We start from the raw sequence: 22,851 nt of genomic DNA, 5'->3' as shown, positions 1-22,851 counted from the left end.
AAAGGTAATTTCGATTTCGCGATCTGCAATGAGCGAAGCCGCCATCAGTGCGCCGTCCCTTCCCGAGCAGCGCGCCATTGGCGCCTTCTTCCGCGACCTGGACGACCTCACCGCACTTCACCAGCGTGAGCATGTTGTCGTCTGCGGCTCGCGCAGGTTGTCTGGCTTTCTGTTAGCAGATATTAGAAGCGCTGGCGATAATTCCAATCAAATGCCAATATGCTAGATCAAAACGATGCGTGCATTCAAATATTGCCTCTTGTCAGCGCGGACACTCAATTTAGAGGAGGTTGAAAATGGCGCACGAGGTTTGCCGCACTGATGCGTTTTGCGATTACTATAAGCAGTGGATTACCGTTTACAAAGAAGGCGCGGTAAGGAAGGTGACACTGAAAAAGTACCATCTTACCCAGGACTGGCTTGAAAAACTCATACCGGACCTGGCGATAGAGGATCTGGACAGGCTGGCATACCAGCGCCTCCTAAACGCATATGCCGAACAGCATGAGCGCCAGACGGTTATGGACTTTCATCACCAACTTAAAGGGGCAATTCTCGATGCGGTAGACGAAGGACTGCTGGATCGAGATCCCACCAGAAAAGCAATCGTAAAAGGCAAGTCTCCCCGTGAGAAGAAGAGCCGCTACCTTAATCAGTTTGAGCTTCATAAGCTGTTGGAGTGTCTTGAGCTGGGTCCCTGTATCTCCTGGGATTGGCTCATTCTCCTTATCGCGAAGACCGGTCTAAGATTTTCGGAGGCTTTGGCGGTAACTCCTAAAGATTTTGACTTTTCGCGTCAAACGCTCTCTATTGACAAAACGTGGGATTATAAAGAGGGAACAGGCTTCCTTCCCACAAAGAATAGATCCTCTGTGAGGAAAGTGGCAATTGATTGGCAGCTTATAGTTCAATTCTCGGAGTTGGTGAAAGGGCTGCCTGAGGATAGTCCGATTTTTGTTGGGGGCAAGGTTTACAACTCGACAGTCAATAGCATATTGGCTCGTCGTTGCACCCAGGCTGGAGTGCCCGCGATTTCTATCCATGGATTGAGGCACACTCATGCTTCGCTTCTTCTCTTTGCCGGGGTGTCAATTGCGAGCGTGGCGAAGCGCTTGGGGCATTCGAGCATGAATACGACGCAGAAAATATATCTCCACATCATCCAGGAGCTTGAGAACAAGGATATTGATTTGGTGATGAGGTCTCTGTCGAGTCTCACGTAGTTCTGTTATTGGCGAAGTCGGTGCTGGCAAGGGGCTTGCGATTGGAAAAGGCTATGCGATGCACGATGGGCGGCTAACCGATAATGCTACGATAGCCATGCTTTGTCACCACGAGATGATCAAGCACTTCTATACCCATCAACGTGCCAATTTCCCTGAGTTTTCTAGTTACGCTTTCATCCTCCGCCGATGGCTCAAGGCTGCCACTTGGATGATTGTGGGCTAAGATGATCGAGGCGGCTCGGTCCTCGATGGCCTTAGCAAATATTTCGCGTGGGTGAACAATGCTCTGATCGAGTGTCCCTACAAAAACTATAGAGCTGTCGATAAGTCTGTTTGCGCCGTCGAGTGTAACAACGGCAACGCATTCCTGCCTCTTGTTTCTCAGGCATCCAAGTTGCTCGAATGCGGCTTGAGGGCTCTTGATTGTTGGTCGGTCGGCGGGCACGAGATAACGACGGCCGAGCTCAAAAAGGGCAACGATCTCCGATGTTTTTGCTGGCCCCATCCCCGGAATAGCCAGAACCTCTTGATAGGAAACAGAGCTGCCTTTTTCTTCCAGCAGTTTGAGCAGACGTTTAGCGATTTGCTCCGCCGACGATTGTTTATTACCACTACCGATCAGGATACGCAGCAGCTCCACATCGGTGAGATTCCCTGCACCGAAGTGCTCAAGTTTTTCTCGGGGCATGAGTCCGCTCATTTGCGCATCTCGCTTTCATCGCAGTCTGCATTGGGCGAGAGCATAGCGCATTATTTCGGATGGCGCTTCCTTGAAGGGGCGGGCGAAAAACGACGATAATAGTGCACGTTCCAAGTGGGATGCGGAATGAAGGCGGCGTTGTGCTGCGACAACTCAAATGAGCCCCTGGCAATTTCTCTTGAAAATAATAGTAGCATTTCATCAGGTAAAACATAAAAATCACCGCATTCTGGTGACAACGTTTTGTCGCGGATGCGCGTATGCTTTGCAGCGCTGTAGAAGATTTCGGCCGCCTTGCGGGAGGCGGGGCGGCTGACTCAAACAGAAGAAGGGGGAACAATGCGAGAAGCGACAACGATGACCCGTCGCACGTTCGCCAAGGCAGCCGGGCTTGCCGGCTTGGCCGCTGCGGGCGCGGGCGCGTCGAGCGGACTGTTCGGCGAGGCGCCCAAGGCGTTCGCCGACGAAGAGGCGTCCGACGAGCAGATCGTCTACACGCACTGCCACGTCAATTGCGGCGGCGCGTGCGTGCTGCAGTGCCACGTGAAGGATGGCGAACTCGCCTACGTGGAGTCCGATACCGCCGGCAGCTCCGAGTTTGGCGGCGTCCAGGCGCGTGCGTGCCTGCGCGGCCGTTCTATCCGCCGTTGGCTGGGAAGCGACGAGCGCCTGAACTATCCCATGAAGCGCGTCGAGGGCACCAAGCGCGGCGACGGCAAGTACGAGCAGATTTCTTGGGACGAGGCCCTGGACACCATCGCCAGCGAGATGAAGCGCATCCGCGAGACCTACGGTAGCGAGTCCATCTTCATCCAGGAATGCTCCGGCGTCGAGCAGAACATCATGATGAACAATCCGTTCTTCCGCCTGTCCAATCTGCTGGGTGGCGAGGTGACGCGTTACGGCAGCTATTCCAGCGCCTCCATCAGCTTCGGTGCGTACCCGTATGTGTACGGCGGCTCGTGGGGCAACCGCTCGTTCAAGACGCTGCAGGACGGCGAGCTCGTAGTCATGTTCGGCTTCTCGCCCAACGACATGCGCATGGCGGGTGACGGCCCGGGATACGACCTCGCCGTTGCCATGGAGCAGAAGGGCGTGCGCGTCATCAACATCGATCCGCGTCGCACCGAAACGTGCACCAATCTGGGCGCCGAGTGGATTCCTATCGTCCCCGGCACCGACGCCGCATTGGTGGCCGCGCTCGCACATGAACTGATCGCGAACAATCTCATCGACACCGAATTTGTGAACAAATACGTCGTCGGCTTCAACGAGGACACCATGCCTGAGGACGCCAAGGGCCAGCATCTTTCTTATTACGATTACGTGAAGGGCACCGGCTACGATATGGTGGAGAAGACTCCCGAATGGGCAAGCGCCATCACCCGCATCCCCGCCGAGCGCATTTCGCAGCTGGCGCAGGAGATTGGCACTGCCAAGCCCTGCTTCATCTGCCAGGGCCTGGGCATGCAGCGCCACGCCAATGGCGACAACGCGTCGCGCTCCGTCATGGCGCTCGCGCTCATGGTGGGCCAGGTGGGCAAGCCCGGCACCACGTCCGGCGGCACCATCGGCAACGGCGGTATCGGCCTGTCTAGCCTGCCTACCGGCGACAACCCCGTTACCGTGCAGTTCCCGCAGTACCTGTGGCCCGAGGCCATTCGCGACGGCGAGAAGCTGACCGCCACGCATGACGGCATCAAAGGCGCCGACAAACTCAACGTGGGCATCAAGATGCTGATCAACTACGGCAACAACATGATGGCCAACCAGAACGGCGACATCAACACCACCACCGATATCCTGCGCGACGAGAGCAAGTGCGAGTTCATCCTGCAGTACGACGTGGCCTGGACCGATTCGTGCAACTGGGCCGACATTGTGCTGCCCGACCTCACGCCGCAGGAAACCTACAGCCTTTCCGCCGCTGGCGAGTGCAACGACATCGCGGGCATCCGCTTTGGCCAGCCGCTCTACGAGCCCAAGTTCGAGCGTCGCGAGATTTACGAGGTGTGCGCCGAGCTGGCCGAGCGCCTGGGCGTGGGCGACGAGTTCACCGACGGCGGCCTGACCCGTGAGGACTGGTGCCGTCGTCAGTACGACGAACTGGTGGAAACCGTGGGCGACACCTACGATATGCCCACCTACGACGAGGGCGTTGCCATGGGCGCGTTCTCCTACGACATCGCTCCCTCCATGGACAACGACCCGTTCATCGACGACCCCGAGGCGAACCCGCTGACCACCGTGACTGGCAAGGCGCAGATTTACTCGCCCGAGATCGCTGAGATGGCCAAGACCTGGACGCTCGACGAGTCCGAGAAGAACGCCATCACGGCCATCCCGACCTACGTGCCCGGCCCCGACAGCGCCGACGACGTGACCGACGAGTTCCCCTTCCAGTTCGTGGACTTCCATCACAAGTGCACGACGCACTCCACCTATGCTCACAACCCCGTGGTGCAGGAGATGGCCCCGTTCCAGGCGTGGATCAACCCCATCGACGCCGAGCGCATGGGTATCAGCGATCTGGACACGGTACGACTGACCAGCGCGCAGGGCAGCATGATCACGCAGGCCAAGGTGACCAACCGCATCATGCCGGGCGTCATCATGCACGCGCAGGGCTCGTGGCACAGCGCGCCCGCCGAGGGCGACCGCACCGATACCGGCCGCTGCACGAACACCCTCACCAGCCGCCAGCGCAACCCGATTTCCAAGGGCACTGGCCAGCACAGCCTGATCTGCGCTATCGAGAAAGTGGAGGAGTAAGCCATGACGCAATACGGTTTCTACTTCGACGCCACGCGCTGCACGGGCTGCAAGACGTGCGAGGCCGCGTGTCGCGACTACCATAACCTTGACCTGGGGACCACGTTCCGTCACGTGTACGAGCTTGAGGGCGGCGGCTGGAACCAGGCCGAAGACGGCACCTGGACCACCGATTCGTTCACGTATTACACGTCGTTCGCGTGCCAGCACTGCGACGATCCCGCCTGCATGCACGTGTGCCCGACGGGCGCCATGCACAAGGACGAGAACGGCATCGTAAGCGTGGATACGGGACGCTGCATCGGTTGCGGCTACTGCCATATGGCGTGTCCCTACGATGCGCCGTTCGTCGATCGTGCCAAGGGCCATTCGGTGAAGTGCGACGGCTGCAAGGACCGCATCGCCGAGGGCAAGCAGCCCATGTGTGTGGAGGCATGCTCGATGCGCGCTCTGCAGTTTGCGCCGGTCGACCAGCTGCCCGAGGGCGAGCGTGCCGCTGTGGCGCCGCTGCCCGATCCTGAGCTTACTAAGCCCAACCTGTATATCAAGAATTGTGCGGCGGCGCATGCCGTGGGCGATACGTCCTGCCGCGTCGCTAACGAAGCGGAGGTGAAGTAGACATGGGCAACGGATTCTCCGAAGCCGCGCTGGCGGTATTCACCACCTTGGCCCCGATGGGCGCCTGCGCGTTCATCGTCTTGTGTGCGGCGTGCTTCAAGGGCGCTTTCGAGGGCGTAGCCGCCAAGACGCTCGACAAAGCTGCGTTCTTGCCGCTCGTCGTGGTTGCCGTCGGATTCATCGGCGCGTTTTTCCACCTGGCCAGCCCGCTGAACGCGTTCTTCGTGTTCATGGGCGTGGGAAGCTCCCCTCTGTCCAACGAGGTCACGGTGGGCGTGGTGTTCTTCGTTCTGGCCGCCGTGTACTGCATCCTGGCTGTGGCCGGCAAGCTTTCCGCCGGCGCACGCAAGGGCCTGCTCGTCGCCGTGAGCGTGATGGCGGTCGTCTTCTCTGTGTTCTGCGGCCTGGCGTACACCATGTACACCATCCCCACGTGGGATACGCCTGCGTCCGTCGTGCAGATGCTGGGCTATGGCCTTTTGGGCGGCGGCATTCTTGGCCTGCTCACGCTTGCTCTGGCGGATGCGGAAATCGCTCGTGAAAACGCGATGGCGGGTGCCGCGTTGAGCATCGCCGGTTTGGTGATCGGCGTTGCTGGATTCGCCTGGCAGATCATGGCGGCGCAGTCTACCGCCAACATCTGGGGCACTGCCGCTGACCAGGTGCCCGCAATCTGGGGCCTGTTCGGTGCGCTTGCCGTGTGCGGCATCATCGGTGCTGCTGTCGCGGGAACCTCCCGCAAGAAGCCCGTCCCTGCGGCGCTCGCTGCAGCCGTGGTGGTTGTTGCCGTGGGCATCTTCTTCGCCCGCATCGGCTTCTACGGTTTGTATATGTCGGTGGCGCTCTAGCTGCTGCGCATATGGCCCGGTCGTTCATTCGGCCGGGCCTTTCTGCTTTCTGTGGAAATAGCGTCGTATCGACGGCTTATATCGCGAAATCGCGCATGTAAACCGTCGATACGACGCTATAACAATGGTGCCTGTCAGTCGTTTGCGCTTGGCATGGTAGGATGACACACATGGAAATGGCGTTCAGCGAAATATCATTGGTGGTGTTCACGGCGATTGCTCCGGCCGGTGCGGTGGGGTATGTCCTCATGGCGCTCGTGGCCCGTTTTGCGCGCGACGCGAAGGTGGGGGAGCGCGCCGACCGGTTTCTGGTCATCCCTCTCTTGCTGGCGCTTGTGGGGCTTATTGCCTCGGCCACTCATCTGGGCACGCCGGCGAACGCGCTCTACGTGATTACGGGCCTCGGTCGCTCGCCGCTTTCCAACGAGGTCGCATCTGCGGCGGCGTTTCTGGCGCTCGGCGGTGCATATTGGATCCTGGCCTTCCCCTACCGTCAGCGCACGGCTCCCAAGACTGCATTGCTTGTGGCGAGCGTGACTGCCGCGGCGGCATTCGTGCATTTCGTTTCGCGCGCCTATGCCGTGGAAAGCATCGTGACCTGGGATAATCCTATTGCGCCGTTCACACAGTGGGCCTGCGCCATCGCGGCGGGAGCAATGGTGGCGCTCGTGGGATTGCGCGCCGCCCGATTCCCGGTAGGCCGCAAGCTTGCGGTGGCGTTGACTGCCGCATCGGCTCTGGCTGCCGTAGCGTGCGTGTGCCTCTTGGCTGCCGAGCTGCAGATTGTGTCCGACATGCGCACGGTCACGACGAACGCGGCCGACATGGCGCCCCTTCTCACGATGCAGATCGGTGTGTTCGTGGTTTTGGCGGCGGCGGGAATAGTGTGTGCATGCGTGAATGAGAGGCGCTCCGGTGCATCGGGCGAAGGCCGCGTCGAAGGAGAGGCCGAATCGGCGCGCAAGACCAACGCGGAAGCGTCCGCGGGGGCGCGCAGCAGCCGCGTGGGAAGGGGCACTGCGACCGCGAGCGTCAACGCAGGGGCAAGGTCCTCGCTGCGAGCGCTGGCCCTGCCCATCGCGGCCACGATTCTCCTGCTTGCGGCCTGCTTCATCGTACGCTTCGCGTTCTACGCCATGTATATGACCGCGGGAATATAGGAAGCCATCCCTTCAAAGAAAAATTGAAGCTCCCATTCTCTCCCTGGTGAATCGTTTGCCGGCCTTACCATAGTCAATACCTATGCCCGCAGCTCAATAACACTGCGCGCACGACTGACAGAACGTTCGTCTAGGAAGCGCACACATGAACATCAACCAGGTGAGATATTTCGAGGCCGCTCTCGAGGAGGGGAGCTTTTCTGCCGCCGCCCGCGCGCAGTTCGTGACCGTTCAAGCGGTATCCAAGGCCATCGCTGATTTGGAACGCGAATTGGGCCAGCCCCTGTTCATTCGCGAAAACCGTTGCGTGCGCCCCACCGAATTCGGCCTGGCGTTCCACGTTAAGGCGCTGCCGGTGCTTGCCGCGTTTGAGAACCTGGAAACGTTCGCTGAAACCTACGGCGAAGATGAAGACCCGCGCCCCATGCGCATGTTGCTGTGCGCGCCGCCGTTTCCCAATAGCGAAGTGGTGGTTCCCAATATCGCAGCGCTTTTGGGCAAGGCGGTGGGCATCGAGGTGACGATGGGCCTGTCCAACTCCCAGGACGGCGTGGCGGCGCTATTGTCCGAGCAGGTGGATGCCATCATCACCATTGGCAAATGCGAGCACCGAGGCATCGAGTGCGTGCCGGTGGGTACTATGCAAACCGGCATCGCGGTGCTCGAATCGCATCCCCTGACGAAAAAAGCGGCAGTGAGCATCGAAGATCTGAATCCGTATACCGTGCTCCTGGCAAGCGAGTTCGATGATTTCGCGCAGTCGATCATGTCCATCTACCGCGAATGCGGCCTTGAGTCGGAATGCGTGAAGGTGAGCACCAAGGATACGGAGTTCGAGCTCGGGCGCTTCATGGAGGAAGGCGGCTACGTGTTCTGCGCCAACATTCCGCCCCTGTTCAAAGACATGGATGACCTGGCCATGGTGCCCATCGACCAGGAGCATGTGGAGCCCGTGCCCATCTGCATCTGCACGCTCAAGGGCAAAAACGTGCCGCAGTACAAGGCGCTCGTGCGTATGGCCTCAAGCCCGGCCGTACTCATGTCCATCATGTAGCACCCCCAATTGTTAGAGGTGAGAGCGCCCTCGCCTTCAATATTTGGTTGAATTATTGACCGCCTGAAGTGTTTCTGCGATGCTATGCCAGTTTTTATCACCCTTAAAGAAAGTGAGTGCTACATGTCTGGTGCACGCAAGGCGCTTAAAATTATGTCGATTCTGACCATCGTCATGGCAATCATTCAAATCATCACCGCTGGGTTGATCGTGTTCGGCTCGTCGTTCATGGTGGGCATGCAGGAGGCGGAGCTCGACGGCACGACGGTTGACGTCGGGGTCGCGCTTATGGGCGTGGGCATCATGGCTCTGGTGTCGAGCGTCGTTTCCCTGATCGTGGGCATCCTGGGCGTGCGTGGCGCGAACGATCCCACCAAGATCGGCCCCTACAAGATTATCGCCATCATCGGCCTGGTGCTGTGCATCCTCCAGGCGGCGATGTTCCTGTTCACCGGTCAGATTGCCTCTTACGGCATCAGCGGCGTGCTCTCGCTCGTGTTCGTTGCCGTGCTGGTGTTCCTGGCGTTCAAGATCGAGAAAGAGGGCAAGCAGGCGTAAATCCGCCGAGCAAGCGAATAGTGGCAAGGCGCGGGCCCGTTGGGGGTTCGCGCCTTTCGTCGTTTTGCGGCACAATAGCGAGGTCATGAAAACAGACGGACGGTGAGAGGGCTAACGGGAATGGGCGACGGCCAAAAGCAGACGAAGCATCGCGCCTCGAAGGGTGCTCGCGGCGTGCGCACTTTTGCGCCGACGCCCTTGCGCGAGCGCATGTTTGAGATCGTGGAACGCGCAAGGCCCGGTGACGGGGTAAGCCGCGCGTATGACGTGTTCATCGTGGCCGTCGCCATCATAAGCATCGTTCCGCTCATGTTCACCCCGCAAACCATGAGCCCTGAACGCGCTGCATTCGTCACCGCGCTCGATGTGGCTTGCGCTTATGTGCTGGCGTTCGACTATCTCATGCGGTGGATGACGCACGACATCAGGCGGGGCGAGCGTGGCGTGGGCGCCTTTATCAGGTATCCCTTCACGCCCATGGCGATCGTCGACCTACTCTCCATCCTCCCTTCGCTCGGCGTTCTGCCGGCGAATTTCATGTTCCTCCGCGCGCTGCGTGTGGTCAGGATATTCCGCTATTGGCGGGGGCTTTCTATCATCGCGCGTGTGTTCGCCGCCGAGAGCCGCACACTGCTTTCGGTGCTGGCCATCGCGCTCGTGTACATTTTCGTGAGCGCGCTCATGATGTTCGTGAACGAGCCGCAGATATTCGGCAGCTTTTTCGATGCCCTGTACTGGGCGACCACGGCGCTTACCACGGTGGGGTACGGCGATATCACGCCCACTACCGATGCCGGCAAGGCCGTGTCGATGGTGTCATCGCTGTTCGGCGTGGCCGTGATTGCGCTTCCGGCAGGCATCGTGACCGGTGGATTTTTGGAGCAGATGCGCCTTGAACAGGGGAGCAAGGCCGAAAACGCGCCTGCTCCAACGCGCGGCGCCATCGTCATGCAGGGGGAAGGCAGCAAGGGCCAGGCTCGTAGGACGCACGGCGGACGCACGGCCGATGACGCCGTGTTCTCATGGACGAGCGTGCGCGTGGTGAATGCCGCAAAGGAGCGCCTGGTTTCGTTGCTGCGCCGCGCCGGTGGAGCGGACCATGCCGAGGCGGCTGGGGCCTCGGATGCGCAAGGAAGAGAGAAAGCACCGCGCCGATCGGTGCGCGTCTGGCTCCACGAAGGCCTGAGATCCCATCCGCGCATCGAGGTGTACGGGCTTGTTATGCTCGCGTGCTTCGGGCTGAACATCGCATGCTACGAGATCGCCGCCGCCCTTGGCTTACCGCTGTGGCTCGATACGACGGGAACCGCGCTCGCCGCCGTGCTGCTTGAGCCGGCGGCCGCCCTCATCGTGGGATTCGCGAACAATCTGGTAATTGCGATTCAGCTCGGCAGCGCCGGTGACTTGCTCTATTACTCGCTCTCGGCGATCGTCGCGCTTACGTACGGCATCTTGTTGGGTCCTGGCCGCAAGAGGGAGCCTCAGCTAGCGCTCATCACGCTGGCTGTGGTGGGCATAGGCGGCGGGCTTTTTGCCATCGGGCTCGCATGGCTGGTTTCGGCGAGCCAGATAACCGCGAGCGAGGATCGCTTCTACTATGCCGTGCTTTCGGCGGTCGGCCTTCCGCAGGGCTATGCGGTTTTCTGGGCGCTTTTGATCGGTAAGATCCTCGACAGCATTGCCGTGTTTGTTATCGTGTCGGCTCTTGCGCGCGGCGTGCACAAGAGTCCGCTCGGATCGCTTCTGCGCAGTGTGCGGAAAATGCCTCGAAAAGGCAGAAAGGAACGATGGGCTGCGGGTCGCGCGGGCGAAGGCGGGTCATCAATCGCTCTAGCAGCTGGCGAGGGCGTGCGACCCATCGAGCGTACGGGTGCCGCCTTGGGGCACGCGCAGGGCGATGCCGCTTTGAGAGGCGTAACGGATGGCCCCAGTTCTCGAAGTCTCCCGACAAGCGAGGGCACGTCGCGCAGCCATCCGCCTGTGCGACGTGCCGCAGGGGTTCTTGCTCCGGGAGGGCGGGCTGTGTCGGTCAAGAGAAGACGGCCGCGCGGCAATCGCCACGGCTGACAAGGGGTTATGGCGAGGTTGCCCATCATTCAAATAATTGTTGATGCAAGCAATTTCTTCTCTTCTATAGGGGCGCGTCCCTTATAATTCTTGCTTTACATAGTAAAGCGCGGATGCTATGAAACGCTCCGTCTGCCCGGTGCTTGTGCGCCGGGTTTTTTATGCACTTAAGGCATGTACCAATAAGGATGAACGAGAGGATGCAATGGGGAAGAAGAGCAAGCTTTTAGCTGCTGCCTTGGTATTCGCCGCGGCAGTGTTCTCGCTCGCCTGTCTGGCGGGTTGCAACGCGGGCGATCAGGAGGAGTCGCCGTCGGGTACCGGCACGCTGCGCGTGGGCGTGCGCGATGACATCATGAACTTCAGCTATCTGAACGAGCAGACCGGCAAGCATTATGGCCTTGAGATCGACATCGCCAACGAGATAGCGAAGCGTCTGGGCTACGCGGATGTCGAGTTCGTGAGCGTTACGCCTGATTCTCGCAAGGATACGCTCCTGAATGGCGAGGCGGATTGCGTGATCGCCTGCTATTCCATCGCCGATTCCCGCCTTGAGAACTTCGACTTCTCTCCCGCGTACTACACCGATCGCGCCATCATCATGGTGGAAAACAGCTCGCTGATCACCGATGTGGAGCAGCTCAAGGGCAAGACGGTGGGTATCATGTCGGGCTCCAACACCAACCCCATTTTCGCCACCAAGATGTACGAGTTGGGCGTCATCGGCCCCGACGTGGTTGAGAACACCGACGACTACACCCAGTACCAAGGCATTCTCGTGAAGAAGATCGCCACGTACGAGGAGCTTTCCAAGGTGCTCGAGACGGGCGAGGTCGATGCCGCCGCGATGGACAACAGCATCGCGAGCACCTATATGAACGAGGACCGTTCGATTCTTGACGTGAACCTGGGCGACCAGGAGTACGGCGTGGCCACCCAGAAGGATTCCGAGCTCAGCGGCCAGGTGGCAAGCACCATCCAGGGCATGCTCGACGACGGCACCATCGCCGCCTACATCGATAAGTGGAACTAAGGGGAGGATGAAGATATGTCTACTAGGCTCAAGATAAAGGGCATCCTCCTCGTGCTGGCCGTGCTGATCAGCGTGGCTGGCATGGGTCTTACGCTTGTCTCCATGCAGGATGACCTCTCCATCGAATCGGCCCAGGCTGATATTCAGCGCGAGATGGAAGAGCTGCCTGCCCTGCTGGAAGAGGCGGATGTCGAAACCGCGCAGAACTCTGAGACGTTCGACGCGATTTACCAGTCCAAGGCCGAAAGCGTCGCCTTCATGGCGAACCACGACACGGGCTTTGCGGCAACCAACGCCAAGATGTCCGAGTACAAGAACCTTCTGGGCGTGGACAACGTGCTGATCGTGGATCGCGACGGCGGTGTGGTGGCGCGCGCTCAGGATACGCTGGCCGATTTCACCTATCAGCGCTACAATCAGCTGCGCACCGTGTTCGATACGGATGAGCCCTCCGCTTCCATGGAGGTCGAATTTGCCGACGAAGGCGTTACCATGCGCTACTACGCCGCGCGCATCGACGACGATTCGATGGCGGTCATCGAGCAGAACCCCGCGGAGCTCGACGAGCTGGTAGCCAACACGGGCTCGCTCTCCAGCGTGCTTTCGGGCGTGAGCGTGGGGCAGAACGGCTACGTTTTTGCTGTTTCCGCGAAGAACTACGTGGTGGAATACCATCCCAACGCCGCGTTCATCGGCACCGACGCGCTGGATGACGGCATCGAGGTCGAGCGCCTCGAGGACGGCACGTTCACTTGGATTACGTTCGGCGGCGAGCGCCTGTACTGCGGCATCTCTGAGATCGGCGATAGCTACTACCTCAGCGCCATCCCCGAAAGCGACATGACCGCCTCGCGCAACCTCACGGTGGGCGTCATCCTGTTCATCTTCTTCTCGGTTGCCATGGTGGTGGCGCTGTACGGCTTCTTCGTTATGCGCGAGGACGAAAAGCGCGGCTACAACCCCGAAAACTACTTGAGCATGGGGCCGCTGCGTTTCAACAAGGCCATCGGCAAGAAGGCCATCGTGCTCTCGTTCGTGGGCTTCCTCGCCGTCATGCTCGTGACGTTCTATATGCAGACGCTGTTCTCGCTCTCCTCCGAATCGGTGAGCAGCAACGAGCGCGCTGCCGACATCGAGCGCACCATCGACCGCACAAACGCGCAGGCCGACACGCTGACCGAGCAGTACAACGAGCGCTACCTGAGCAAGGCCGAGGTGGCGGCGTATGCCCTCGAGCAGAACGCCGACCTCAAGAATCGCGACGACTTGCAGTTGCTTGCCGACACGCTGCAGGTGGAGTACCTGTATGTATTTAACTCTGAGGGTGTGCTGATCGCCACGAACTCGCCGTACTCGAATTTCACGCTGAGCGAGGACCCCGAGGACCAGAGCTATGCGTTCCGCGCGCTGCTGCAGGGCGTGGAGTACATCGTGCAGGAGCCCATGCCCGAGGAGGTGTCGGGCGAGCTGCGCCAGTACATCGGCGTGACGCTGCGCAACGCCCAGGGCGAGGCGGACGGCTTCGTGCAGCTGAGCATGCGCCCCGAGCGCCTGGAGACGCTTCTGTCCAGCGTGCAGATCGACACCATCCTCGACGGTGTGAAGCTGGGCCAGGGCGGGTTCGCCTTCGCGGTGAACAAGGCCGACGGCACCTTCGCCTACTATCCCGACGAGAAGCTCCAGGGCACGAGCGCCACCTCGGCCGGTCTGGAGGAGTCGCAGCTCAAGGGCGGGTTCAGCGATTTCCTGACCGTGGGCGGCGTGCGTTACTACGCATCGTCGTTCGAGACCGACGACTGCTACGTGTACGTGGCGCAGCCCGAAAGCGAGCTCATGACCGATCGCGTGCCGCTGACCCTTGCCACGGGTGCGAACGGCATTATTTGCCAGATCGTCATCTTCCTGCTGGTCACGTTCGAGATTCGCCGCAAGCAGGGCGAGGTCGTCGCGGCGGGTGAAGAGGCCGATGACGATGAGCCCAACCGCACTTTCGAGACCACGATGCCCAGCGGCCGCCGCGCCAAGACCGAATCGGCCGCCAGCCGCTGGATCTATCGCTCCATGCACTGGGGCGACAAGAGCGCCGAGCAGCGTGTGCTCACCGTGCTCAAGGTGCTGACGGGCATCTTCGCCATCGCAGTGTGCGTGGCCGTGGTGTTCCAGGACCGCGTGTTCCCGAAGGATTCGGTGTTCTCCTACGTGCTTTCGGGCAACTGGGAGTACGGCCTGAACGTGTTCGCCGTCACGGCGGCGCTGATGATCGCGTGCGTGGTGCTCACCATCACCATGATGATCCAGGCGCTGCTGCGCATGCTCTCCGATGTGTTCGGGGCGCGCGGCGAAACCATGTGCCGCCTGGTCAGCAGCTTCATCAAGTACGCCTCCATCATCGGCATGGTGTATTACTGCCTGATGCTCATCGGCATCGACACCACCACGCTGCTGGCTTCCGCCGGTATCCTCTCCATCGCCATCTCGTTCGGCGCCAAGGAGCTGGTAAGCGATATCCTGAGCGGTCTGTTCATCATCTTCGAGGGTGACTTCCGCGTGGGCGATATCATTCAGGTGGGCTCCAAGACCGGTACCGTGGTGGAGATCGGTGTGCGCACCACCAAGATCAACGACGGCAACGGCAACATCATCATCATTCGCAACAGCGAGGTGAGCGATGTGGTCAACATGACCAAGGAGCTGTCCTATGCGACGTGCGATATGGATATCGAGTACGGCGAATCGCTGGAGCGCGCGGAGAACATCCTGGAAACCGAGTTCCCCAATATCCGCCGCCGTCTGCCCGCCATTCTGGATGGCCCGTTCTACAAGGGCGTGGTGTCGCTTGATGACAACACCGTGACCATCCGCATGGTCGTGCAGTGCGCCGAGAGCAGTCGCGGGCAGCTTGAGCGCGATCTGCGTCGCGAGATGAAGCTGATCTTCGACGAGTACGAGATCAACATTCCGCTTTCTCAGGTCGTCGTTCGTCAGCCGCGCGAGTTCTACAAGGCCACGCTTGCTGAGCAGCTGCGCGCCGATCGCTTCAACGACGAGCAGAAAGAAGCTGCCAAGGATATGGGCAACGAAGAGTACGAAGCCGACGACAGCCGCAAGTAGTGTGATTCCGCCGTTCTTCCGAACGGCGGAATTGCTGCAAGCAGGCTCCTGCGGGGGCCTGCTTTGCTTTTGCGGTGGTGTTTGCTGGTGTGCCGTTCTCGCTTGGCGGTTCTGCTAGAATTTCTGCACGCTGGCGGGCTGTCCAGCGTTGCATGGCGACGTGCATAGAACCTTCGTCGCGATAGAGAAGGAACGGAAATGTTCGACCAGGAAAAGATTCAACAAGCTACCCGCCTTCTGCTTGAGGCGATTGGTGAAGACCCGCAGCGTGAGGGGCTGATTGACACCCCCGCCCGCGTGGCTCGTATGTACGAAGAAATCTGCGGAGGCATGCAGCAGGATGCTGCCGAGCATCTGTCCACCACGTTCGAGGTGTCCGATAACGGCATGGTGGTGGAGCGCGACATCCCGTTCTATTCATTGTGCGAGCATCACCTGCTGCCGTTTTTCGGGCATGCTCACGTTGCCTACATTCCCAATGGCCGCGTGGCGGGGCTTTCCAAGCTTGCGCGCACCGTTGAGGTGTTCGCACGTCGCTTGCAGCTGCAGGAGCGCCTGAGCGCGCAGGTGGCGGACGCTCTGATGGAGCATCTGGACGCCCAGGGCGTCATCGTGATGATGGAAGCCGAGCACATGTGCATGTCCATGCGCGGCGTGTGCAAGCCCGGCACGCAGACGGTCACGCTGGTCAAGCGCGGGGCATTCGAGGAAAACCCCGCACTGGTCGATGAGTTTTTCCGCATGGTGGGGCAGAGCCGCTAGAATATAGATATCGGCCTTGCTCGAACACAACCGAAAGGCGGCATGGCATGGATGACGAGAAGCGTGTAGGGCAGAACGGAGATGGCGCGACGGAAGCGACGTTCGTCCGTGCCGAGGTTATGACGCCATCGCTGAAGCGAGCATCGGATGTCGCTGCCGAGCGCGGGCATGAAGGCCCCGGGGCTCCGGCTCCCATGCCGGAGGTCGAGGCCATTCGCACGCATCCGTTGTTTGAAGAGTGGTATGCGCGCCTTGAGGCGGCCGAAGAGGGCCGTGAGTTCTGCTGTCATCAAATGACGCATCTGTTGGATGTCGCACGCATCGCCTATATCCGCGTGCTTGAGCGGGGGCTGCCGTTTCGTAAAGAGGTCGTGTATGCGGCGGCGCTGCTGCACGACATAGGCAAGGCGGCGCAGTACGAGGACGACGAGCCGCATGAGGTAGCCGGCGCCCGTATCGCGCAGGAAATGCTTCTGGATGTGGACGGATTCGACCCGCGTGAGAAAACGATGATTGTTGCCGCCGTAGCGCAGCACAGGCGCTGGGCGGATGCTTCCACACCGCTAGGCAAGCTCCTCTACGAGGCCGATAAGGCTTCGCGTCCTTGTTTCGCCTGCTCGACGCACGAGGAATGCTCGTGGCCCGACGAGCGCAAGAATCCCGGAATTGCGATATAGGGAGGCTGCAATGGATCAGATTCGCATTGTTGATTTGGAAGTGTTTGCCAATCACGGGGTGTATCCCGAGGAGAACGCGCTCGGCCAAAAGTTCCTGGTAAGCGCGACGCTGCATGCCGATCTAAGCCGCGCATGCGAGGCCGATCGCCTGGAATACTCGGTGAATTACGGCGAGGTGTGCCATCTCATCGACCGAATGATGCGCGAGGAAACGTTCGATCTTGTCGAGCGCGTTGCACAGGCGCTTGCCGATGCCATCCTTGATGCATACCCGATGGTAGAGCGCGTGGATATCGAAGTAAAAAAGCCTTGGGCGCCCATTGGTCTACCGCTGTCGTACGTGTCGGTGGCGATCTCGCGCTCGCGCGCATAGGGCCCGGTTCGAACGAGGTCTGGACCAACACATCGTGTACATCGCGTGGGTGTGATGCATTCCCAATTTGACGCAACGTCGCGTTGCGTTGCTAGGGTGCGCATGCAAGCATGCAGGATTCACGCGTCCTGATGGCGGGCCTTCTCGGCGCGTTCCGCCGCGGTCTCATCGATTTCCAGGGGTGCGAGTTCCAGGCGGCGCGCATAGCAGCGGCATTCGATTTCTTGGACGATTTTGTCCTTTGTGGCATCGAGCTCTTCAGGGGAGTGGGCGTTTGCGAAAAGCGCATCTGCTCGCTCAAGCAGCTCAAAGAGCATGACGGTCTCGTGAGCGTTCGGACTTTGGGTAATTGTTTTCTGCATGCTTCCTCCTGTATTCCGTGCTTTTCGGAGGAACCACCATGCCTACCTGCGCTTTATTTCTTATAAGTTCGCAAAAGTACACATATAGTTCCAGTTCGAGTGTACTCTAAGTCATAGGCTTTGTCCTCTATGGACGAGCACACGCGAAAATTTGGCATCAGGCTGAAGCAGCTTCGAGATGAGTCAAATCTGACTCAGCGGCAGCTTGCGCTCATGCTTGGCATGAGTCCCAAATACGTGTCTAATCTCGAGAATGGCCACGGCAATCCCACGTTGACCAACATCGTCAAATTCGCGCAGGGGCTTGGTGTGACCGCGTCCGAGCTACTTGACGGCGTCGACGACTAAGCCCTTGGACTGAAGTTTTCTTACGCGCTCTCCGAATGTTGCCAGGTACGCTGCGAGGCGCTCCGACAGTGCGCTCGTCTCGTTCGGCCTTTCCACAAAGCACACGGGCAATACGATTCGCTCGCGCGGAATTATGTCTTTGATGACCGCGTCGGGCGCAATTTGCCTGATTGAGGCGTGGTCAGCCACCAGAATGATTCCGCCGTCTTGCAGAAACGCCGGCTCATCTCCCATTCTCACGTCAACAAAACGGGGCAGTGCCTGCGACTCGTCGAATGCGCGGGTAATGACCTTGTAGCAGGTCCCGATGTCGATGGGTCGCGCAATCGGATAATGGGAGATGGTGCGCAGCGATAGGTATCCGTATGCCTCCGAGGCAAGTTTGTGCGTTTTCGCCATCGCCACTCTGACGGGAAATGAGAAAAGCCTTCTGTTTTGCAAGCCGCCTTCATTTACGGGGCCGATGACCACGGCGGCATCCACCATGCCGGTGCGCACCGCCTCGAGGCATGCGCCGTTCGAATTGGGCAAGAGATTCAGGTCGATATTGGGGTGGTCGAGCTTGAATTGCTCGAAGACGCCAGGGGCGAGCCATCCGCAGCGGAATGGCGCCGTGGCGATAGCCAAGTAAAACTCGGCATCGTCAAGGGCGGTGAGGGCGTGCTCATGCGCCATATCGTAAATTCTGTCGATGCAGGCCATGGCTTCGACGACGGGTTCGTACAGCTTCTTGCCCAATTGCGTGGGGCGATAGCTGCGGCCCGCAGGTTCGAACAGTTTTACCCCAAGCTCATTCTCAAGAAGATGGATCGCTCGCTCGACAGCGGGAGCGGTGATGTAGACCTTTTTTGATGCGGCGTAAAAGCTTCCGGCTTCTATTGTGGCGGCAAAGTATTCGAGCTGATTGATGTACATGGCAGTAACCCCTGTCGATTGTGCTTGCAACTCTAAGATTTGTCGAAAAACGACTAATTTTTGATGATAAACGACAAATTTAGATGATTGTGAACCGACCGCAAAGTATTTATATCGACCGCAAACGTTTACTTTGCAGTCATTAGGACACGAGTAGACATAATGAAAAAGGGTGGGTACTTCAAATCAAGGTTGAAAGCCATAGATACTGCGAAGCATAAGGGGGATGCATGCGATTTCATGACGGCGTGGTGGGTGCCACGTTCGCAGGAGTTCCTATTGTCGGCAATCTCGACAACGGTCAGGTAGTGGGCCTTGACGCCGCCGGTGAAAAGCTGTGCGAGAGGCTGTTTGCGGGCGATGTCAGCCAAGAGGACGTGCTTGCAAGCAACGCCGTGTTGGTTGAGCATCTTGAGCAGCGAGGTTTCTTCAAACGGCAGGAATCCCTCGGAATCACTCATGCGTATGTCCATGTGACGCAGCGATGCAATCTCCATTGCGAGGGCTGCTACTCGCTGGATGCGGAGCGCAATGCCGCGCCGGATCCCTCGCTCGATGATGTGAAGCGCTCGCTATCTAAGCTTGCCGCTGCGGGCGTCAATCGTTTGGTCATATCTGGTGGCGAACCGTTCCTGCGAGATGATTTGCCGGAGATTCTTGCCCATGCCAAGCAAGCGTGTGCGATTGCGAAGGTCGATGTGCTCACCAACGGGACGTGCATCTCCGACGATTGCCTAAGCAAAATTACGGGGCTCGTAGACCATATTTCAATTTCGCTCGATATCCCTTCCGAAGAAGAAACGTCGTGCGTGCGGAAATACGACCGTTTGCCCGTGTTGCTCGATGCTGTGAGACGAGTCAAGAGCGCGGGGATATCAGTGGGAATCAAGGCGACGATGCATCGTAAGAACGCCGGCGATCTGGGCAAGTACGCGACGCTAGCGAAGGAACTGGGGTGCGGCGTGGATTACAGCGTGCTTACGTGCCCTCCGGGCGGCTGCGATGCCGATTTGCTGCCTGATGACGAAGCTCTCAAGCGGCTGGCGCGTTCGCTGGTCGCGTTGAATCGAGAGGACATGCTGAACGAGTTAAGGAGGGGTTCTATAGGGGTGCGTGTGAAGGGATCCTGCAAGGCGGCCGTCAACCTTGTCAGCGTGGCTTACGACGGCGAGGTGTATCCATGCCACATGCTCCATCGTGAGGGGCTTTCGATGGGGAATCTGTTTTGTGACGAGATGGATGCCATTGAGGCGAGTCCCGTCAGGCGGGCATTCATGGCGTTTTCCGCGAATGATGTGGAGGAATGTCGTGAGTGTTCGTACACGTGGCTGTGCGGAGGAGGCTGTCAGGCGCGCTCGTTCGACGGCGCAGACGTTGGCGTGCGCCGCAGGGATGATTACTGCGTTCTGATGAAGGAGTATTTCGGCTTGTACGAGTCGATGCTCAAAGATGTTCTGGCTCGATAAAGGGCCAGGTCGAAAGGAGAAAAACCATGTTGTTCTGCAGCGAAATGTTCGAAGGCGATCCGCGTACCTGTTTCGTTATTGGGCCAGCTGGTTTGCCTTGCTTGGTGCTTGGTTAGCGTCGGACTGATGGCGGCCATTACGAGGGGGAGAACTTTTGAATGAAATTGATGAAATCGACTATGCTTTTATAAAAGCTCGGCGAGTATCGAGCTTCTTATATCGACTATTCTTTATTCTGTTCTGGTTAATGCTGGTTGGGTTGTTTTTAATGGCGGCGCTGATGCTGACATTCGGAATTAAACTTTCGCCAGACGATGCAGGGTTGTCGATGGGGTTGCTATGCAAAATGGCTCTTGAGTTCGTGCTGATGCTTTTTGTCGTTGCCGCTCTGAAAAGTAGTTTTCGAGACGTCTCGAAAGGACAATCCCCCTTCACCAAGGCTCAATCACAGAGGCTCAAAATAATTGGGGTACTGCTGCTTGTGCACGCGGCTTTGGTCACTATGTCGTCTCCGGCAATCCTAGATGTTGCTGGCATGGGTGAAAGTAGGCTTGGTTTGGCGGTGGGCCCCACTGTGGCAAATACTGACCCCCGGCTTATCCCCATTAATGTTGGTGACATCGTCCTGGCTATCGTGCTGTTTTGTGCCGCGCTTATTGTGGAGTATGGGAGTCTGCTGCAAAAATTGTCTGATGACACGCTATAACGTAGCCATGGCTATCATCATTCATTTAGACCGCGTCATGGCAGAAAAGAAGATCTCTCTCAACGAGCTTTCCGAGAGGGTCGGCATCTCCGTCTCGAATCTCTCCAAGATGAAGACCGGTAAAATCCGCGCGATTCGCTTTTCAACCCTCGAGGCAATCTGCACCGAGCTCGACTGCCAGCCAGGCGATTTGATCGAGTTCGCGAAAGACCACCTATAGTTCTGTGAACTGCGGCTCTTGTACGGGGCCGCAGTTTTCTTCTTAAGCCTTAAGGTTAGGCGCGGAAGACCGAGGTCTGGGCGTAGGTCGCAGTTCCTCGCTTGCCCATAGTGCTTTTACACTTTTTGCTCTTTTTTGCAACTTTTGCTCTTTTTTATTTCTTTTGCCCTTTGGCTCTGGCGTGATGGCCGTGCAGGGTGCTGAGGCTTTTGAAACCATGCAAAAAGGCGGCCACTGAGTGACCGCCTTCCGGACTTTATCGCTTGCTATGCCAATCGCCTGGCTTGCGCTATTCTCCTCTCGTTTCGACCTCTTCACCCTGGGTGTTTCCGTCATCGGGATTGGTCGGCTGGGTACCATCATCCACGTTGCCGGCGCTGGCTCCCGGGCCGCCCGACACGACAATCTCGATGTACGTATCAGTGGTGGCGGTGCCGGACTGCGTCTGTCTGATGACCTGACCCTCGGGCACGGTGTTGCTGGTTTCGTAGCTTACACCCACGTTGTTGAACCCTGCGGCGCTCAGCTCGCTCAGGGCATCGCCTTCGGACATGCCGGTCACAGCGGGCACATTCACGGGAATCGTGGCAGGGTCTTGACCAAGCGAGATGTAGATGGTCACGGTCGCGCCTTCTTCGAGCTGGCCGCCGTTGGGCTCCTGGCTCATGACCACGCCCTCATCGTAGCGGTCGCTATACTCGCCGTCCTGGACGCTCACGGTGAACCCGGCGCTCTCGAGCGTCGCCTTCGCCGTAGCCTGATCGTCACCAATCACGTTGGGTACGTTGGTGAGCTCGGGGCCGGTGGAAATCCAATACGTGATGGTGGTGCCCTCGTCGGCCTCGGTGCCAGAGGCAGGATCCTGCCTGCTCACGGTGTTTTCTTTGGCGTCGGAGCTCTCGTTGCCGCCGAACTTGGCAACAAATCCCGCATCCTCGATCATTTTCTGCGCCTCTTCGGCCGTCTTGCCGTTCAGATCGGGCACCGAGCCCTTCTTAGCGCCGATAGAAACCACGATATTGACCGTCTCGCCCTTGTCGAGCACGGCATTGGCGGCGGGGTCGGTGCGGATGACGCGGCCGCTTACGGTGTCGGCGCTGTTCTCCTCAGTGACTTCGCCGACCACGTAGCCGGCGGCCTCAATCGCCTGACGCGCGGCCTCTTCGGTCTGGCCGGTTACATCGGGCACGCGGGTCTGGCCCCCGAACGCCCCCGAAACCGCCAACGCGATGCCGGCAATGGCGAGGATGGCCACCAGCGCGCCGATCACGATGCCCACCGTGCGCTTGGATCCCTTCTTCTGGCCCATGTCGAACTCTTTGCCGCCGTTGCGGTAATCGACCGTCTTCATGGGGCCGGAATTGCCGTTCATGCCACCCATGGCGGGCATGACGGCGGTACCGCCCGCGATATCGTTGCTGATGGGGGGCACCACGCCATTCATCACCTGCGTGGCGGCGCCGTTGATGGTCTCGCCGCTCAGATTGACGGGGCGGCCCATCATGAAGTCGTCCAGCGCGTGCTTCATCTCGCGCGCGGTGCGGAAGCGGTTGACGGGGTTCTTCTCCATCGCCTTGAGGATGATGGCCTCGAGGTCGGGCTGGATGTCGGGGTTGATCTGGCTGGGCGGCACGGGTGCCTCGTTTACCTGGCGCATTGCCACGCTCACGGCGTCGGGGCCGTCGAAGGGCAGCTGGCCGGTAGCGGCCTCGTACAGCACGCAGCCGAGCGAGTACATGTCGCTCGTGCCGTCGAGCTCTTTGCCCTGCGCCTGCTCGGGGGAGATGTAGTGCGCAGTACCCAGCACGGCGGAGGTCTGGGTTTTCACGCTGTTCTTGGCGCGCGCGATGCCGAAGTCCATCACCTTCACGTTGC

The 22,851-nt window shown here is 59.2% G+C and carries 21 protein-coding genes; 17 read left to right on the top strand and 4 right to left on the bottom strand.

What is annotated here, in order from left to right; genetic code table 11:
- Positions 1–296: 296 nt before the first annotated feature.
- On the top strand, positions 297–1,223 hold the full coding sequence (locus Q0J60_RS08580) for a site-specific integrase (protein ID WP_294440578.1): 927 nt from the start codon (positions 297–299) through the stop codon (positions 1,221–1,223).
- 73 nt (positions 1,224–1,296) lie between these two features.
- Here Q0J60_RS08580 and radC read toward each other — a convergent pair whose 3' ends face one another.
- Positions 1,297–1,926, bottom strand: coding sequence for a DNA repair protein RadC (radC, locus tag Q0J60_RS08575; protein WP_294440576.1), 630 nt, complete (start codon positions 1,924–1,926; stop codon positions 1,297–1,299).
- Between the two features lie 339 nt (positions 1,927–2,265).
- Between radC and Q0J60_RS08570 the strand changes: the two genes are divergently transcribed.
- From Q0J60_RS08570 to folB, 12 genes are all read left to right on the top strand, one after another.
- Positions 2,266–4,698 carry a DMSO/selenate family reductase complex A subunit gene (locus Q0J60_RS08570; protein ID WP_294440574.1) on the top strand — a complete coding sequence of 811 codons (2,433 nt, stop codon included), beginning with the start codon at positions 2,266–2,268 and terminating at the stop codon, positions 4,696–4,698.
- A gap of 3 nt (positions 4,699–4,701) precedes the next feature.
- Positions 4,702–5,316 carry a DMSO/selenate family reductase complex B subunit gene (locus Q0J60_RS08565; RefSeq protein ID WP_294440572.1) on the top strand — a complete coding sequence of 205 codons (615 nt, stop codon included), beginning with the start codon at positions 4,702–4,704 and terminating at the stop codon, positions 5,314–5,316.
- A gap of 2 nt (positions 5,317–5,318) precedes the next feature.
- Positions 5,319–6,164 carry a DmsC/YnfH family molybdoenzyme membrane anchor subunit gene (locus Q0J60_RS08560; protein ID WP_294440570.1) on the top strand — a complete coding sequence of 282 codons (846 nt, stop codon included), beginning with the start codon at positions 5,319–5,321 and terminating at the stop codon, positions 6,162–6,164.
- Between the two features lie 170 nt (positions 6,165–6,334).
- Complete coding sequence (locus tag Q0J60_RS08555; protein WP_294440567.1) at positions 6,335–7,324, top strand: DmsC/YnfH family molybdoenzyme membrane anchor subunit; 990 nt, start codon at positions 6,335–6,337, stop codon at positions 7,322–7,324.
- A 145-nt stretch (positions 7,325–7,469) separates the two neighbouring features.
- Positions 7,470–8,378: a LysR family transcriptional regulator gene (locus Q0J60_RS08550; RefSeq protein WP_294440565.1), complete on the top strand. Its 909-nt coding sequence runs from the start codon at positions 7,470–7,472 to the stop codon at positions 8,376–8,378.
- 123 nt (positions 8,379–8,501) lie between these two features.
- Positions 8,502–8,936, top strand: a complete 435-nt coding sequence (locus Q0J60_RS08545) for a hypothetical protein (RefSeq protein WP_294440563.1) — start codon at positions 8,502–8,504, stop codon at positions 8,934–8,936.
- 120 nt (positions 8,937–9,056) lie between these two features.
- Positions 9,057–11,003: an ion transporter gene (locus Q0J60_RS08540; RefSeq protein ID WP_294440562.1), complete on the top strand. Its 1,947-nt coding sequence runs from the start codon at positions 9,057–9,059 to the stop codon at positions 11,001–11,003.
- 205 nt (positions 11,004–11,208) lie between these two features.
- Positions 11,209–12,036: a transporter substrate-binding domain-containing protein gene (locus tag Q0J60_RS08535; protein WP_294440560.1), complete on the top strand. Its 828-nt coding sequence runs from the start codon at positions 11,209–11,211 to the stop codon at positions 12,034–12,036.
- Positions 12,037–12,051: 15 nt separating this feature from the next.
- Positions 12,052–15,147, top strand: a complete 3,096-nt coding sequence (locus Q0J60_RS08530) for a mechanosensitive ion channel domain-containing protein (protein WP_294440559.1) — start codon at positions 12,052–12,054, stop codon at positions 15,145–15,147.
- 198 nt (positions 15,148–15,345) lie between these two features.
- Complete coding sequence (gene folE, locus Q0J60_RS08525) at positions 15,346–15,909, top strand: GTP cyclohydrolase I FolE (protein ID WP_294440557.1); 564 nt, start codon at positions 15,346–15,348, stop codon at positions 15,907–15,909.
- A 47-nt stretch (positions 15,910–15,956) separates the two neighbouring features.
- Positions 15,957–16,586, top strand: coding sequence for an HD domain-containing protein (locus Q0J60_RS08520; protein ID WP_294440554.1), 630 nt, complete (start codon positions 15,957–15,959; stop codon positions 16,584–16,586).
- Positions 16,587–16,596: 10 nt separating this feature from the next.
- The gene (folB, locus tag Q0J60_RS08515; RefSeq protein WP_294440551.1) at positions 16,597–16,959 is read left to right on the top strand and encodes a dihydroneopterin aldolase; all 363 of its coding nucleotides are present in this window, start codon (positions 16,597–16,599) and stop codon (positions 16,957–16,959) included.
- Between the two features lie 119 nt (positions 16,960–17,078).
- Here the strand turns inward: folB and Q0J60_RS08510 are convergent, their stop codons facing one another.
- Entirely contained in the window at positions 17,079–17,321 is a 243-nt protein-coding gene (locus Q0J60_RS08510) for a hypothetical protein (RefSeq protein WP_294440549.1), read from the bottom strand.
- Positions 17,322–17,450: 129 nt separating this feature from the next.
- Between Q0J60_RS08510 and Q0J60_RS08505 the strand changes: the two genes are divergently transcribed.
- A complete protein-coding gene (locus tag Q0J60_RS08505) occupies positions 17,451–17,669 on the top strand; it encodes a helix-turn-helix domain-containing protein (RefSeq protein ID WP_294440547.1) in 219 nt (72 codons plus the stop codon).
- On the opposite strand, the gene Q0J60_RS08500 is transcribed toward Q0J60_RS08505, so the two are convergent.
- Complete coding sequence (locus Q0J60_RS08500) at positions 17,646–18,584, bottom strand: LysR family transcriptional regulator (protein WP_294440545.1); 939 nt, start codon at positions 18,582–18,584, stop codon at positions 17,646–17,648. The genes Q0J60_RS08505 and Q0J60_RS08500 overlap by 24 nt on opposite strands.
- A 230-nt stretch (positions 18,585–18,814) precedes the next feature.
- Between Q0J60_RS08500 and Q0J60_RS08495 the strand changes: the two genes are divergently transcribed.
- The 3 genes from Q0J60_RS08495 to Q0J60_RS08485 all read left to right on the top strand — a co-directional run bounded on the left by Q0J60_RS08495 (position 18,815) and on the right by Q0J60_RS08485 (position 20,976).
- The gene (locus Q0J60_RS08495) at positions 18,815–20,050 is read left to right on the top strand and encodes a radical SAM/SPASM domain-containing protein (RefSeq protein WP_294440543.1); all 1,236 of its coding nucleotides are present in this window, start codon (positions 18,815–18,817) and stop codon (positions 20,048–20,050) included.
- 154 nt (positions 20,051–20,204) lie between these two features.
- Positions 20,205–20,756 (top strand): hypothetical protein, encoded by a 552-nt coding sequence (locus tag Q0J60_RS08490; protein ID WP_294440542.1) that lies wholly within the window; start codon positions 20,205–20,207, stop codon positions 20,754–20,756.
- 7 nt (positions 20,757–20,763) lie between these two features.
- Complete coding sequence (locus Q0J60_RS08485; RefSeq protein WP_294440539.1) at positions 20,764–20,976, top strand: helix-turn-helix transcriptional regulator; 213 nt, start codon at positions 20,764–20,766, stop codon at positions 20,974–20,976.
- Positions 20,977–21,265: 289 nt separating this feature from the next.
- Here the strand turns inward: Q0J60_RS08485 and Q0J60_RS08480 are convergent.
- Positions 21,266–22,851, bottom strand: a 1,586-nt coding sequence (locus tag Q0J60_RS08480; protein ID WP_294440537.1) for a Stk1 family PASTA domain-containing Ser/Thr kinase, incomplete at its 5' end; no start/stop codon positions are given.

The organism is uncultured Slackia sp. (genome assembly GCF_944321625.1).
GTDB lineage: Bacteria > Actinomycetota > Coriobacteriia > Coriobacteriales > Eggerthellaceae > Slackia.
Note: the sequence above shows the minus strand (reverse complement) of the source record. Positions and strands in the feature narration are given on the sequence as shown.